At 63.3% G+C, this 14852-nt stretch carries 12 protein-coding genes, 1 tRNA gene and 1 pseudogene; 11 read left to right on the forward strand and 3 right to left on the reverse strand.

The window, feature by feature from the left end; genetic code table 11:
* Positions 1 to 16 precede the first annotated feature (16 nt).
* The 9 genes from nuoN to NKH38_RS08030 all read left to right on the forward strand — a co-directional run bounded on the left by nuoN (position 17) and on the right by NKH38_RS08030 (position 10563).
* Positions 17 to 1453 carry an NADH-quinone oxidoreductase subunit NuoN gene (gene nuoN, locus NKH38_RS07990; protein WP_023706136.1) on the forward strand — a complete coding sequence of 479 codons (1437 nt, stop codon included), beginning with the start codon at positions 17 to 19 and terminating at the stop codon, positions 1451 to 1453.
* 4 nt (positions 1454 to 1457) lie between these two features.
* Positions 1458 to 2279, forward strand: coding sequence for a biotin--[acetyl-CoA-carboxylase] ligase (locus tag NKH38_RS07995; RefSeq protein ID WP_023709242.1), 822 nt, complete (start codon positions 1458 to 1460; stop codon positions 2277 to 2279).
* Between the two features lie 33 nt (positions 2280 to 2312).
* On the forward strand, positions 2313 to 3986 hold the full coding sequence (locus tag NKH38_RS08000) for a ribonuclease J (protein ID WP_023690300.1): 1674 nt from the start codon (positions 2313 to 2315) through the stop codon (positions 3984 to 3986).
* 97 nt (positions 3987 to 4083) lie between these two features.
* The gene (gene mce / locus NKH38_RS08005) at positions 4084 to 4488 is read left to right on the forward strand and encodes a methylmalonyl-CoA epimerase (RefSeq protein WP_352762415.1); all 405 of its coding nucleotides are present in this window, start codon (positions 4084 to 4086) and stop codon (positions 4486 to 4488) included.
* Positions 4485 to 4769, forward strand: a complete 285-nt coding sequence (locus tag NKH38_RS08010) for a DUF1467 family protein (protein ID WP_352762413.1) — start codon at positions 4485 to 4487, stop codon at positions 4767 to 4769. The genes mce and NKH38_RS08010 overlap by 4 nt, the downstream gene beginning before the upstream one ends.
* A 729-nt stretch (positions 4770 to 5498) precedes the next feature.
* Positions 5499 to 6827: a proline--tRNA ligase gene (proS, locus tag NKH38_RS08015; protein WP_352762411.1), complete on the forward strand. Its 1329-nt coding sequence runs from the start codon at positions 5499 to 5501 to the stop codon at positions 6825 to 6827.
* A 104-nt stretch (positions 6828 to 6931) separates the two neighbouring features.
* On the forward strand, positions 6932 to 8170 hold the full coding sequence (locus NKH38_RS08020) for a lipoprotein-releasing ABC transporter permease subunit (protein WP_502896618.1): 1239 nt from the start codon (positions 6932 to 6934) through the stop codon (positions 8168 to 8170).
* Entirely contained in the window at positions 8167 to 8850 is a 684-nt protein-coding gene (locus NKH38_RS08025) for an ABC transporter ATP-binding protein (protein WP_352762407.1), read from the forward strand. Before NKH38_RS08020 ends, NKH38_RS08025 begins: the two co-directional genes overlap by 4 nt.
* Positions 8851 to 9312: 462 nt before the next feature.
* Positions 9313 to 10563, forward strand: coding sequence for a site-2 protease family protein (locus NKH38_RS08030; protein ID WP_352762405.1), 1251 nt, complete (start codon positions 9313 to 9315; stop codon positions 10561 to 10563).
* Between the two features lie 19 nt (positions 10564 to 10582).
* Here the strand turns inward: NKH38_RS08030 and lipB are convergent, their stop codons facing one another.
* Positions 10583 to 11326 (reverse strand): lipoyl(octanoyl) transferase LipB, encoded by a 744-nt coding sequence (lipB, locus tag NKH38_RS08035; protein WP_023685213.1) that lies wholly within the window; start codon positions 11324 to 11326, stop codon positions 10583 to 10585.
* 335 nt (positions 11327 to 11661) lie between these two features.
* Between lipB and NKH38_RS08040 the strand changes: the two genes are divergently transcribed.
* Positions 11662 to 11746: transfer RNA gene (locus NKH38_RS08040), tRNA-Leu, on the forward strand.
* Positions 11747 to 11945: 199 nt separating this feature from the next.
* On the opposite strand, the gene NKH38_RS08045 is transcribed toward NKH38_RS08040, so the two are convergent.
* Positions 11946 to 12179, reverse strand: a complete 234-nt coding sequence (locus NKH38_RS08045; protein ID WP_352762402.1) for a GcrA family cell cycle regulator — start codon at positions 12177 to 12179, stop codon at positions 11946 to 11948.
* Between the two features lie 235 nt (positions 12180 to 12414).
* Complete coding sequence (locus tag NKH38_RS08050) at positions 12415 to 13494, reverse strand: histidine kinase dimerization/phosphoacceptor domain -containing protein (protein ID WP_352762401.1); 1080 nt, start codon at positions 13492 to 13494, stop codon at positions 12415 to 12417.
* A gap of 399 nt (positions 13495 to 13893) precedes the next feature.
* On the opposite strand from NKH38_RS08050, the pseudogene NKH38_RS08055 reads away from it, so the two are divergent.
* Positions 13894 to 14849, forward strand: a pseudogene (locus NKH38_RS08055) (TauD/TfdA dioxygenase family protein).
* Positions 14850 to 14852 lie beyond the last annotated feature (3 nt).

Below are 14852 nucleotides of genomic sequence, written 5' to 3' on the forward strand. Positions count from 1 at the left end.
AGAGGTTTTGCGAACCATGACGCCGGACCTTTATTCCAGCCTTTCGCTCTCGACGCCGGAGCTGATCCTCGCCATCGGCGCGCTGGCGCTGTTGATGGTCGGCGCCTATTCGCGCGCCAACACTGCCATTCTGGTGACTGTCCTTGCCGTCGCCGTGCTGGTGATCGCAGGCCTATGGCTGATCTTTCCCACGGGGCAGGGCGCAGCCTATGGCAACGCCTTCATCCAGGATCCGTTCTCCCGCTTCATGAAGGTGCTGTCGCTGATCGGTTCGGCGGTGACGCTGGTGATGTCGATGCGCTTCGCCAGGCAGGAGCATTTCGACAAGTTCGAATACCCGGTGCTGATCCTGTTGTGCACGCTCGGCATGATGCTGATGATCTCGGCCAACGGCATGATCGGGCTCTATCTCGGCCTCGAACTGCAGTCGCTGGCGATTTACGTGCTGGCGGCGATCAATCGCGACAATCTGCGTTCGACCGAGGCCGGTTTGAAGTATTTTGTGCTCGGCGCGCTGTCGTCGGGCATGCTGCTTTACGGAATCAGCCTCATTTACGGCTACACCGGCAATGTCGGCTTCCAAGAAATCGCCTCGGCGCTTGGCAGCGGTGAGCGCCAGCTCGGCCTCGTCGTCGGCCTGGTTTTCGTTTTGGCCGGTCTTGCCTTCAAGATTTCCGCGGTGCCGTTCCACATGTGGACGCCCGATGTCTACGAGGGCGCGCCGACGCCGGTCACCGCCTTCCTGGCGGCTGCCCCCAAAATGGCGGCAATGGCGCTGATCGTGCGCGTCACCATGGGCGCCTTCAAGCCGATCGCTTCCGACTGGCAGCAGATCATCGTCTTCATCTCGATCGCCTCGATGGCGCTCGGCTCCTTCGCCGCGATCGGCCAAACCAACATCAAGCGGCTGATGGCGTACTCCTCGATCGGCCATATGGGCTACGCGCTGGTCGGCCTAGCCGCCAACAGCCAGGCCGGCGTGCGCGGCGTCGCCATCTACATGCTGATCTATCTCGTCATGACGCTCGGCACCTTCGCCTTCATCCTCGCCATGCGGCGCAAGGAAGGCAATGTCGAGCAGATCAGCGATCTCGCCGGTCTGTCGTCGACCAACCCGATCATGGCGACGATCCTGACCATCCTGATGTTCTCGCTGGCCGGCATCCCGCCGCTCGCCGGTTTCTGGGGGAAATGGTACGTGTTCCTCGCCGCCATCAACGCCAACCTCTATGCGCTGGCGATCATCGGCGTGCTGGCCTCCGTCGTGGGCGCTTTCTACTATCTGCGTATCATCAAGATCATGTGGTTCGACGAACCGGCCGGTGGCTTCGTTCCGATGGCGGTTGAGCTGCGCCTCGTGCTTGGTGTCTCCGGCGCTTTCGTGCTGTTCTATGTGCTGATCGGCGGTCCGATCGCGACCTACGCCGAAGCCGCCGCCAAGACATTTTTCTGACCGGATGGCATTTCGGCTGGCTCCAACCTCTGAGACGGAAGGGTTCCGGCTCGAGGCGCATGACAGTGTGGGTTCCACCAACACGCTGGCGCTGGACCATGCAAGGGCAGGCGATCCCGGCAAATTGTGGGTCGTTTCCAAGAAGCAGGAAAGCGGCCGTGGCCGCCGCGGCAGGGCCTGGGTATCGCCCGAGGGCAATCTGGCGGCGACATTGCTGGTCATCACCGGCGGTGAGTTGCGTCTGGCGGCGACGCTGGGCTTCGTCGCCGGCCTGTCGCTGGCCGACGCGCTCGACGCCGTGGTGCCGAAGGGCAGGATCGCTATCGGCCTCGACGGCGCCAGCCAGGGGCAGAACCGCTTCGAGCTGAAATGGCCGAACGATGTGCTGGCCTCCGGCGCCAAGCTGGCCGGCATCCTGCTGGAATCGGCCATTCTCGATGGCGGCCGTTTCGCGGTGGCGGTGGGCATCGGCGTCAATGTGGTGGCGCATCCGCCGGATTTGCCGTATCCGGCGACATCGCTTCAGGCGCTGGGCGCGACATGCGACGCCGAAACGCTGTTCTTGGCGCTGTCCGATGCCTGGACCGACAATGCCCGGCTGTGGGATGACGGACGCGGGCTCGACGCCATCCGGCGTCGCTGGCTATCGCGCGCGGCGGGGCTTGGCGGCGAGGTTGCTGTCAGGATTGACGGGAATGTGGTGCGCGGTACCTTCGAGACCATTGACGCGGACTGCCGTTTCGTGATCCGCGATGATGAGGGGTCGGTCGTGACGGTAGCCGCCGGCGACGTGCATTTCGGCGCCGTCGCGTCGGCAAAGATTTAGGGGCTGGCCGCAAGGGCCGGGAAGGGAAAATTGATGGCGAAAGCGCAAAACGCCGAACTCGTCTTCGTGCCGCTCGGCGGCGTCGGCGAGATCGGCATGAACTTCGCCCTTTACGGCTATGGGCCGCCTAGCGCGCGCGAGTGGATCGTCGTCGATGTCGGCGTGACTTTTCCCGATGCGGCGCATCCTGGCGTCGACCTGATCCTGCCCGATACGCGCTTCATCGAGGAGAACCTCGCCGGCCTGCGCGGCATCATCATCACCCACGCGCATGAAGACCATTACGGGGCGCTGCTCGACATCTGGCCGAAGCTGAAGGCGCCGGTGTGGATGACACCGTTCAGCGCCGGACTGCTGGACGCCAAGCGGCAGGGCGAGCAGGGCGCGCCGAAGAAAATTCCGGTGACGATCTACCGGGCAGGCGAAACATTCACTGTCGGCCCGTTCTCGATCGAGGCCATTCCGGTGGCGCACTCGATCCCCGAGCCGATGTCGCTGGCGATCACCTCGCCGGCCGGCACCGTCATCCATACCGGCGACTGGAAGATCGATCCGGAACCGACGATCGGTCCGAAAACCGACGAGGCGCGGTTTCGCGCCTATGGTGACAAGGGCGTTCTGGCGCTGGTCTGCGATTCCACCAATGCGCTGCGCGAAGGCGAATCGCCGTCGGAAGTGGCGGTGGGCGAAGGCCTCAGGGGCGTCATCCAGAGCGCTGTCGGCCGTGTCGCCGTCACCACCTTCTCCTCCAATGTCGGACGCATCGTCTCCATCGCCAAGGCGGCGCGCGATGCCGGCCGCCAGTGCCTGGTGCTCGGCCGCTCGCTGAAGCGGGTCATCGATGTCGCCGGCGAACTCGGCTACATGGACGGGCTGCCGGAGTTCATCGCCGAAGAGGATTTCGGCTTCATCCCGCGCGAGAACCTGGTCATCATCTGCACCGGCAGCCAGGGCGAGGCGCTGGCAGCGCTGGCAAAACTGTCGCGCGACGAGATGAAGTCGGTGTCGCTGACGGCCGGCGACACGGTGGTGTTTTCCTCACGCACCATTCCCGGCAACGAGAAGGCGATCCTCGAGATCAAGAACCGCCTCATCGACCTCGGCATCAAGATCATCGAGGATGGCGACGCGCTGGTGCATGTCTCCGGCCATCCCCGCCGCAGCGAATTGCGCAGGATGTATGAATGGGTGCGGCCGCAGATCGGCGTTCCCGTGCACGGCGAAGCCGCGCATCTGGTGGCGCAGGGGTCGCTGATGTCGACGTCGGGCATCGGCCAGGTGGCGCAAGTGCGCGACGGCGACATGCTGCGGCTGGCGCCGGGTCCGGCCACGATCATCGACCAGGTGCCGTTCGGCCGCATCTACAAGGACGGCAGGCTGATCGGCACCGACCAGGCGATGGGCATACGCGACCGGCGCAAGCTATCCTTCGCCGGCCATGTCGCGGTCAATGTCGTGCTCGACGATAAATATGAGCTCGCCGGCGATCCCGATCTGGTCGCCATCGGCGTCGCCGAGGCCGATGCCCGTGGCGAAAACATGGAAGATCTGATGCTCGACGCGGCCGTCGGCGCGGTCGACTCGATCCCACGCCAGCGCCGCAAGGACCTCGACCTGGTGCAGGAAGCGGTGCGGCGCGCCGTGCGCGGCGCCGCCAACGAAGCCTGGGGCAAGAAGCCGCTGGTGACGGTGTTTGTGACGAGGTGAGGGAATAGGCAGTAGGCGGTAGGCAGTGGAGAAAAATGCAGATGTATCACTACTGCCTACTGCCCATTCCCTACTCCCTTAACTTGTGGAGCACTTCATGCTGGGACGCCTGAACCATGTAGCACTTGCCGTGCCGGACCTGGCCGCGGCGATTGCGGCCTATCGCGATACGCTTGGCGCGAAGGTCACCGCGCCGCAAGCGCTGCCCGAGCATGGGGTTACCGTGGTGTTCGTCGATGTCGGCAACACCAAGATCGAACTCCTGGAGCCGCTGGGCGAGGGGTCGCCGATCGCGGCCTTTCTGGACAAGAACCGCTCGGGCGGCATGCATCATGTCTGCTACGAGGTCGACGACATCCTTGCCACGCGCGATCACCTCAAAGCAAGCGGCGCCCGCGTGCTGGGCGACGGCAATCCCAAAACCGGCGCTCACGGCAAGCCGGTGCTGTTCCTGCACCCCAAGGACTTCTTCGGCACGCTGGTCGAACTGGAGCAGGCATGAGCTGGATTTCGTTTGCCGCGCTGTTCTTCATCACCTGGTGGCTGATGCTGTTCATCGTGCTGCCGTTCAGCGTCAAGACGCAGGATGACGACCAGGACGTGACGCTGGGCACGGTTGCGAGCGCGCCGCGCGGACCGCATATGCTGCGCGCCGTGATCCGCACCACCATCGTCACGGCTGTCGTCATGGGGGTTTTCTACAGCCTGACGCACGGGCTGGGCTACAACCTCGACGAAGTCCCGCACATCATCCCCGAAGCCAGCCGGGCACCGGCTAACTAACACTTTCCCGCCGACAGATCGGCTGGGATGTTTGTGCCTGTTTCGAAGCGCCAAACTCAGGTTTTGTCTCGCCAGCCTGCGATGCGCAATCGGCGGTCAGGCATGGCCCACCCGCATTAGAATCACGCCTTGGTGTCAGGCTGACGCAAGCTCACGTGATTTGGGAACAGGTTGATCTAACCAGATGATCAGGCAAAAAAAATGCAAGGCACAAGGCCTTGCAATTTAAACGCGTTCCGATCTGTTTTCCGGTTTCCGGCGGCAGCGGGTAACCGCGCCTAGATCGCATCCTCCCAAGACTTTGACCGCGTAGGAGAGCAGATTTTTCTCCACCCTCTCGGTTATCGGGGCACACTAGCCTAACCCTGATGAAATTGTCACGCAGAATTTTGCCCGCAATCGGGCAATCTGTGCTGCAGTGCACAATAGTGCGGCAGGCTTTGCTTGCGAAACGAACAACACCGGGGCTGCCGCCTTAATCTGGTCAGGTGTGCCGCGTCGCCCGGACGCGCAAAGCGTGTGTGAGCACTTCGGAGTCAGGGTCATCATTTTGCATCAAAAGCATTATCGTTTTCGGTGCGAAGGTCTTTGGAAGAAGAATCGATTTTTGCGATTTCGGACCGATGCGGCCGGTCGGGTTTCCATTCCGTCACGAAATAGCTATGAAGCCGGGGCAAGCAAGCCAGCCGCGCCGATTCCGGCGCAGCCTCCTCTCTCACGGACCTGTCCATGCGTTTGTCGCAGTTTTTCCTGCCCATCCTGAAAGAAAATCCGCGCGAGGCCGAGATCGTCTCGCACCGGCTGATGCTGCGTGCCGGCATGATCCGCCAGCAGGGGCAGGGCAGCTTTTCCTGGCTGCCGCTAGGCAAGCTGGTGCTCGACAACGTCTGCCGCATCATCCGCGAGGAGCAGAACCGCGCCGGCGCTCTGGAAATCCTGATGCCGACCATCCAGTCGGCCGATCTGTGGCGCGAAAGCGGCCGCTATGACGATTACGGCAAGGAGATGCTGCGCATCAAGGACCGACAGGACCGAGACATGCTCTACGGTCCGACCAATGAGGAAGTGGTCACCGAGATCGTGCGCGCCTACGTCAAGTCGTACAAGGATTTGCCGCTCAACCTCTACCACATCCAGTGGAAGTTCCGCGACGAGGTGCGGCCGCGCTTCGGCGTCATGCGCTCCCGCGAGTTCCTGATGAAGGATGCCTATTCCTTCGACCTCGATTTCGAGGGCGCCAAGGCCGCCTACAACCGCATGTTCGTGTCCTATCTCAGGACGTTCACGCGCATGGGGCTGCAGGCCATTCCGATGCGAGCCGACACCGGGCCGATCGGCGGCGATCTCAGCCATGAATTCATCATCCTGGCCGACACCGGCGAGAGCCAGGTCTATTGCGACCGCGAATATCTGTCGCTCCAGGTGCCCGGCGAGAAAACCGACTTCGGCAATGACGGCGAGATCGCCGACATCGTCAAGACGTGGACGACGCCTTACGCCGCCACCGACGAGATGCATGACGAGGCGGCCTGGGACAAGCTTGGCGAAGCCGACCGGGTCTCGGCACGCGGCATCGAGGTCGGCCACATCTTCCATTTCGGCGACAAATATTCCAAGCCCATGGGCGCCAAGGTGACCGGGCCCGACGGCAAGGATCATTTCGTTTCCGGCGGCTCCTACGGTATCGGTCCGTCGCGGCTGGTGGCGGCGATCATCGAGGCCAACCATGACGACAACGGCATCATCTGGCCGGAAGCGGTGACGCCGTTCGACATCGGCCTGATCAACATGAAGGCCGGCGACGCCGAGTGCGACCGCGTCTGCGGCGAGCTCTACGCCGCCTTCACCGGCGCCGGCAAGGATGTGCTTTACGACGACACCGACCAGCGGCCGGGCGGCAAGTTCGCCACCGCCGACCTGATCGGCCTGCCCTGGCAGGTGATCGTTGGGCCGCGCGGCGTGGCCGCCGGCGAGATCGAGATCAAGAACCGCCGGACCGGCGAGCGCGAGACGCTGCCGGTCGCGGAGGCCAGGAAACGCTTCGGTGCAACCGCATGAGCGAAGCCGCGGCAGCGAAGTCTTCGGTAGCCCAGTCTCCGGTTGGCAAGTCTCCGGTCGCCAAGTCTCCGGTCACCAAGTCTCCGGTCGCCGGCCCGTTCTCCATGTTCGAACGCATGGTCGCCTGGCGTTATTTGCGGTCGCGCCGCAAGGAGACGGTGATCTCGGTCATCGCCTCGATCTCCTTCCTCGGCATCATGCTGGGCGTCGCCACGCTGATCGTCGTCATGGCTGTCATGAACGGGTTTCGAGCCGAACTTCTGACCCGCATCCTCGGCGTCAACGGCCATCTGATCGTGCAGCCGCTGGATTCGCCGCTTGAGGACTATGCGCAGGTCGCCGCCCGCATCAACGGCGTGGCCGGCGTCGAATACGCGATACCGCTGATCGACGGCCAGGTGCTGGCGCAAGGCAATGTCGGCGGCGGCATGGGCGCGCTGGTGCGCGGTATCAGGGCCGAAGACCTCGGCAAGATCGCCATCGTCGCCCAGAACGTCAAGCAAGGCACGCTTGACGGCTTCGACTCCGGCGAGGGCGTCGCTATCGGCAAGCGCATGGCGGAGAATCTCGGCCTTGTGCTCGGCGACACCATCACGCTGATCTCGCCGGACGGCGATGTGACGCCGATGGGCACGACGCCGCGGCTGAAGGGCTACAAGGTGGCGGCGATCTTCGAGGTCGGCATGTCGGAGTATGACAGCTCCATCGTCTACATGCCGTTTTCCGAAGCGCAGCTCTATTTCAACATGGACGGCAGGGCGCAGACGATCGAGATCTATGTCGACAATCCCGATAATGTCGACGCGCTGAAACCGCTGGTCGATGCGGCGGCGCAGCGGCCGATCGATATGGTCGACTGGCGCCAGCGCAACGAGACGTTCTTTTCCGCACTGCAGGTCGAACGCAACGTCATGTTCATGATCCTGACGCTGATCGTGCTGGTGGCGGCGCTCAACATCATTTCGGGCCTGATCATGCTGGTGAAGGACAAGGGCCACGACATCGCCATCCTGCGCACGATGGGCGCCTCGCGCGGCGCCATCCTGCGCATCTTCCTGATGACGGGTGCTGCGATCGGCGTCACCGGCACGCTCGCCGGCGTGCTGCTCGGGGTGCTCATCTGCACCAACATCGAATCCATCCGCCAGTTCTTCTCCTGGATGACCGGCAAGGTGCTGTTCAATCCGGAACTCTATTTCCTCAGCCAGCTGCCGGCAAAGATGGACCCGCGCGAGACCACCTATGTCATCCTGATGGCGCTCGGCCTGTCCTTCCTGGCAACAGTGTTTCCGGCATGGCGCGCCGCACGGCTCGATCCGGTCGAGGCCTTGAGATACGAATGAAGTCCGAGATCATTATCGAGCTGAAGAGCGTCGAGCGGCACTATGTCCAGGGGCCGCGCAAGCTCACCATTTTGAACGGCGCCGACTTTTCGCTGAAACGCGGCGAGATGGTGGCGCTGGTGGCGCCGTCGGGCACCGGCAAGTCGACGCTGCTGCACACGGCGGGCCTGCTCGAGCGCCCCGACGCCGGTGACGTCATTCTGGCCGGCCGCGCCTGCGGACGGCTCTCCGACGACGAACGCACGGCGATCCGCCGCAACGATGTCGGCTTCGTCTATCAGTTCCATCATCTGCTGCCGGAGTTTTCGGCACTGGAAAACATCATGATGCCGCAGCTGATCAAAGGGCTTTCGCGCAAGGAGGCGTCGGAGCGCGCAGCACAGCTGCTCGACTATATGCAGATCGGCAAGCGCGCGTCGCACCGTCCGTCGGAGCTGTCCGGCGGCGAGCAGCAGCGCGTCGCCATTGCCCGCGCGGTCGCCAACGCGCCCTTGCTGCTGCTCGCCGACGAGCCGACCGGCAATCTCGACCCGGTCACCGCGTCCTATGTGTTCGAGGCGCTCGGCGCGCTGGTCAAGCAGTCCGGCCTTGCCGCGCTGATCGCCACCCACAATCACGAACTCGCCTCGCGCATGGACCGGCGGGTGACGCTGGCGGACGGCAAGGTCGTTCCGTCGTAGGCCCCAACTTCGTCATCCTAGCGTCTGCGCTGCGTCGCTGCGCTCCTTGCTCCGCCCTAGGATGACGAAGTGATTGGTGCGTGTCGGCCGATCGCAAAGGCATGCGATGCGCCCTGCGTCAGCACTGCCGTCACCCCGTCAACCTTTCCTTAACCCTGCCCAAACCGGCTGTCAGGATTCGTCGGCATGCCGCTTTCCGCTCATTGACTTTCGAACAAAGTTAGAACAGAATACGAACATAGCAACAACAGGAGAGAGTTATGAGCGATCTTGTTCAGGACGTCGTTTCGTTGGTGTGCATGAGTGCGTTTCTGGTTTCCATGGCCGTCTGGATCGGCGCCATGTGATGCAACTGCGGTTCGCCGCACTGTTTTAGGCGGGCAGGAAGGCGCTGTGCCGTTAAGCCTTTCTTGCCGCCATGACGCTAGGCTGCCCCGCCAAGACAGGGAGCAAAAACCTCAGGTGTCGCCGATCGTGACGGCCCTTCTCGTGGCCGGTAATCTCGGACTGATTTTCCTTCTGATGACTGCGCCGCTCGGTTTGCGCACGGTGCGGCTGAGCCGCGTGGTTGCCGTGGACCGGCAGCGCCTCTGGCAGGCGCTGTGGCCGCTCGGCAGCGATGCCGGCTGGTCCGGCGAGATACTCTCGGCCCAGCCGCTGGACGGGCAGGGCACGGCCCGCATCCTGCTGTCCTGGGAGGGCCGGGACGGCCAGCCGATCGAGCGAAGGTCGCGCTTCGAGGACGTCGTCGAAGGCAGTCGTTTTTCGATGCGGGTCATCGAGGATACCGCGCTCGACGCGTCGTTCTGGAAGGATTTTTACGAGACCACCGAACTCACCTCGGAAGGTGCCGGCACGCGGGTGACGCTCAGTCAGACCGATCGCTATCGCGGCGTCGCCTTCCTGGTGTTCCGCTACTTCGCCATGCGCCGCGAGCTCGGCAAGCTGGAGATCTGGGCGAGGACCGGACAGTATCGCAAGGGCGGCTGGTTCGAGCATCCGCTGAGCCAGGTCGGTTTCGCCGTTCTGTCGGCTTTCATCCTTTGGCCGTTCTTCGGGCTCAATCTCGGCGGCCTGGCGCTGGCCGCGATCCTGACCTCGGTGGTTGCCCTGCATGAGCTCGGCCACATGGCGGCCTTTCGGCTAACCGGTCATCGCAAGGCGCGGATGATCTTTATCCCGCTGCTCGGCGGCATCGCCATTGGCGGCCGGCCTTATGACAGCTGCTTCGAGGTCGCCTTCGTGGCGCTGATGGGCGCTGGTTTTTCCGCGTTCCTGGTACCGCTGCTGATCGTCGCCAGCGGGCTCGCATCCGGCGAGGGACATCGGCTCGCCGCGGCCCTTCTGGCGACGCTTGCCGGCTTTGCCGCATTGTTCAACATCGCCAATCTGGTGCCGGTTTGGAAATTCGACGGCGGCCAGGTACTGCGCCAGATCTGCCCGGGGCCGGTCGCCCTGGCGCTCGCCTCGTTTTCGCTGCTCTCGGCCTTGCTGTGGCTTGGCTGGCTGGCCGGCTTTTCCCAAACCTTTCTGCTGGTGGCGGGCGCCGTCTTTGCCATCCTCAGCCTGATGACAGTGGGTAGCGGGGTAAAACCGCGCTACGAACTGAAACCGATCCGCACCTTCGATCGTTTCGCCATCGCCGGCGCGCTGCTGGCCGTCTTCGCCGTTCACGGTTTCGGGCTGTTGTGGGCCTCGGCGCGGTTGCTTTGAGCGTTGGTCGAGGCGAGACTCAGCCGGCCTTGCGAGCCGGTTCTGCAGAAGTTGACTCCGCTGCCCCGAAAACATCCTCGAAGGCGGATTTCAGCGCCAGGTCGAAATCGCCCATGGTCACGGGCAGGCCGAGGTCGACGAGGCTGGTGACGCCGTGATCCGGCACGCCGCATGGCACGATGCCGCTGAAATGGCTGAGATCCGGCTCGACATTGACGGCAATGCCATGAAAGCTCACCCAGCGCCGCAGCCGGATGCCGATGGCCGCGATCTTGTCTTCAGCCGGCGAGCCGTCGGGCAGGGACGGGCGCTCGGGCCGCACCACCCAGACTCCGACGCGGTCCTCGCGGCGTTCGCCGCGTACATTGAAGGCGGCAAGCGTGCCGATGATCCACTGCTCGAGCGCGGCGACGAAGGCGCGCACATCCTCGCGCCGGCGCTTCAGGTCAAGCATGACATAGGCAACCCGCTGCCCCGGCCCGTGATAGGTGTATTCGCCGCCGCGCCCCGCGGCAAAGACCGGGAAACGGTCGGGGTCGATCAGGTCCTCGATGCGGGCGCTGGTCCCGGCGGTGTAAAGCGGCGGATGCTCGACCAGCCAGACCATCTCGGCGGCTGCACCCGCGCGGATTGCCTCGGCGCGCGCTTCCATCAGGGCCAGCGCATCGGTGTAGCCGGTCAGGCCGGGCTCGATGCGCCATTCGACCGGCGCCGAACCCGGCAAGGGCAGGAACGACGTGGCGATCTGGCTGCGTTCGGTCATGGCTTTTTCGTTTTTCGCGTGATGCACACCGGCTTGGCGAAACCGCCTTGCGCTCTGGGGCGGAATGCATTCGCCCTTCATATGGCGGTATCCGGCTGAAACGTCCAGTTGAGCCACGCATTTGGGCCTTCGCGCATGATCCCGAAGATTGGTGATCTTCGGAAAGGATCATGCGCCATCAAAGTGCTGCAGCGTCCTTTGCGCGTCGCACAGGACGCGCGGCGCTGTAGAGGCCGATATGCCAATTCGCGGCGATTATTGCGCGCCGCGCCCTTGTTTCGCCGGAAACGATTTGCTACACGCCGCGAGCCGGTTCGTTCCGGCTCCTACCACGGGCGGTCGTGGCGGAATTGGTAGACGCGCAGCGTTGAGGTCGCTGTGGGGCAACCCGTGGAAGTTCGAGTCTTCTCGACCGCACCATAATTTTTCGGCCATTGAAATCCTTGCGACTTCTCAGGCCGTCGACGCCAAATCATCGCCTTTGGCGCTTGAACCGGCCGCAGCAGAGTTGCAACAAGAGTCGCAGAGCCGCACGCGAACGCCGCTTGGCTCGCACCGGCCAGCCTCCTGCACCCGAGTCCCTGGCTTTGACGGTGGCGGGGCAGGGGATGTGGGTGACCTAAGCGGCGCGTCGTTGCGGGAAATGGAGACCCGGACGGGCTCGACGAGGGTCAACGGCCGTCACGACGGTGTGGTGGTGATCGCAGTAGACGCGATCCGGCGACGTCGGCCCGGCACAAAACCGGTAACCACCGGGTACCGAGCGGTCTTCGCTCACCGGGAAGCGGCACTGGTTGAGGCCTAGCTGAATGAGGGGGACGTCTCTCGACGCTGGTCTGATATTTTCACGCATGATGGTTTTCAGTTTCCTGGTTCATAGCCATTGCCGGCTGACGACCGCGATGCGACCCGTCGGAGCGAGCTTCTCTCGTTTTGGAGGGCTGTGGACCACATATGGTGCTGATCGCACCGTCAAAGAAGCCCGGCGCCCCGCTTCTGCAGCCAAATCGTTTGCGACTTAAGGCCACACCCGCGAGCGCCCGAAGCACCTGTCCGGCCGGGATTTGCCGGCGCGCCGTTGCATAGCCTCAGTCCGTCGCCGCCGATCGCTTGAAGTCGATGGTGACCCTGGTTCCCTCGCCGGCACTCGACTTGACGTCGAATTGCGCCTTGGCATTTTCGGTCAGCGACCGCGCGATCAGGGAGCCGAGCTTGCCGGGCCTGGGCCAGGTCTCACCCGTCGGCAAACCGATCCCATCATCGGCGACAGTCACCCGGCAACCATCGCCGCTGACGACGCTGTGCAGCGTGATCGTGCCGCCCTCGCGCCCGACGAATGCATGTTTGAGAGCGTTGGTCAGCAACTCATTGACGACCAGGCCTGTCGGCATGGCAACGTTGATGGATACCGGATAGGTATCCACCTTAAGGTCGAGGCGGATACCTTCGACTGCGTGCGACGCCATGACGGCGGACGCGATCTGGCTAAGATACACGCCAAGATCCACCTCATCCTTCTGCTGGTCAGCCGACAATGTCTGGTAGAGGATTGCCAATGCGTCTACCCGGCCGGCAAGCCTTTCGAAACGCTTCTGGTCCGGTTCGGTGGCGTTGCGGGTTTCCATCCGGATCAAAGCGGTGATCATCTGCAGATTGTTTTTCACCCGATGCTGAAGTTCGCGCAACAGGGTGTCCTTCTCCCGGATGAGCTCCTCCGCGGGTCGCGCGTCCTCGGTCTCACCGTGTGCCGTGACGTCGACAAGCGCCACCAGCCGGAAGCAGAGCTTGCCGTTGTCGTCCTCGATAACGTTGGAATAAACGTCGACGATTGCCGGCTTGTCCTCGCCGCGCTCGAGGCGAAATGTGCCGACGAAATCGGTGTCTTCAACGACAGCCTCGGCGAGCGGCCTGTCCTTCTGCCGATGAAGCCCCCTGCCGGAAAGGGCCGCCCAGTTTTCCCGCGCAAGCTTCGGCGCCTTGAGGTCCGAGAGCTTCTCGAATTCGGGATTGGCGTAGACGACACGTTCCTTCGCGATCAATTCCGAGACGGCGATCGCGATCGGCATCTGGTCGAGAAATTTCTTGAACTGGTCGCTTTCCAGCGCGGTGGCGAGGTCAGGCGTATCGAGCAATTGCTCGACAGCGTCAGCCTTATCGGAGTCTGTCATCTCGGCGCCTGCGTGATGCGTGGAAGCCATCAATATCAGGCATGCAATTCACCCGCCATCTCCAATATCGAAGGGGATACGACAGCGTCACTACTGGTGCGGGCCGCGTCGCGCAGCGCTCCACCGCCTGCCGCTCACGAACGAATTGGACAGAAGGCATTTTTCTCAGGGCCGCCGAACTTTGAAAAGAAATGTCTATGGAATTTGTAGAATTACGCTTTGAATGGGATCTCGGTACTGCTCGCAAGCCTTGGCGGCCTTCGCCTCCTGAGTTGAGATCAGTGCTCTCGTTGCCAAGCAAGTCGGCTCCCGATGAGGGAGTTGCTCCGCCGATCGCTATGCGGCCGGCAGACGGCGGAGCATTGCCACCAGCCCGCGGCTTTAGAGGAAGAGGTTCCCATGACCAGACTTACCCCCGTAGAGCAGATCATCCCGGTTTCCGATATTGTCCCGCTTACCGGACGCGTCGGCGCAGAGATCAGGAACATTCGGCTCTCCGGCGACCTGCCGCAGCAGACGGTCGCGGCGATCAACCAGATCCTGTTGCGGCACAAGGTGGTGTTCTTCCGCGACCAGGCGCATCTCGACGATGCCGGGCAGGAGCGCTTTGCCCAGCGTCTCGGCGACCTCGTCCCGCATCCGACGCAAGGTCCCGTCAAGGGAACGGCGTCCATTCTCGAACTCGATTCCAGCCGTGGCGGCGGCCGTGCCGACCAATGGCATACCGACGTCACCTTCGTAGATGCCTATCCGAAATTCTCCGTTCTTCGCGGCGTCGTCATACCGCCGGCCGGCGGCGACACGATCTGGTCGAACACCGCGGCCGCCTACCAGGACCTGCCCGAGCCGTTGAAACTGCTCGCCGACAATCTCTGGGCGGTTCACAGCAACGCCTACGATTACGCCGCGGTGCGGCCGCGTGCGAGCGCCGCGGAAAAGAAGCACTTCGAGGAAATCTTCACCTCGACGATCTACGAGACCGAGCATCCCGTTGTCCGCGTCCATCCCGAAACAGGCGAGCGCACGCTGCTGCTCGGCAATTTCGTGCAACGGCTGATCGGTCTTTCCAAAAGCGATTCAGCGAAGCTCTACGAGGTGTTCCAGTCCTATGTCACGGCGCCGGAGAACACCGTGCGCTGGCGCCGGAGAACACCGTGCGCTGGCGCTGGAAGGCCGGCGATGTGGCGATCTGGGATAACCGCGCGACGCAACACTACGCCGTCAACGATTACGGCGACCAGCACCGGGTGGTCCGTCGCGCCACGGTCGACGGCGACGTTCCGGTCAGCGTCGACGGCCGCCGCAGCGCCACCCGCACCAAGGTCGCGAAGCCGGCAGCCGACAAGGCGGCATGAGGC

This window comes from Mesorhizobium sp. M1078, from assembly GCF_040318615.1.
In the GTDB taxonomy this organism is placed as follows: domain Bacteria; phylum Pseudomonadota; class Alphaproteobacteria; order Rhizobiales; family Rhizobiaceae; genus Mesorhizobium.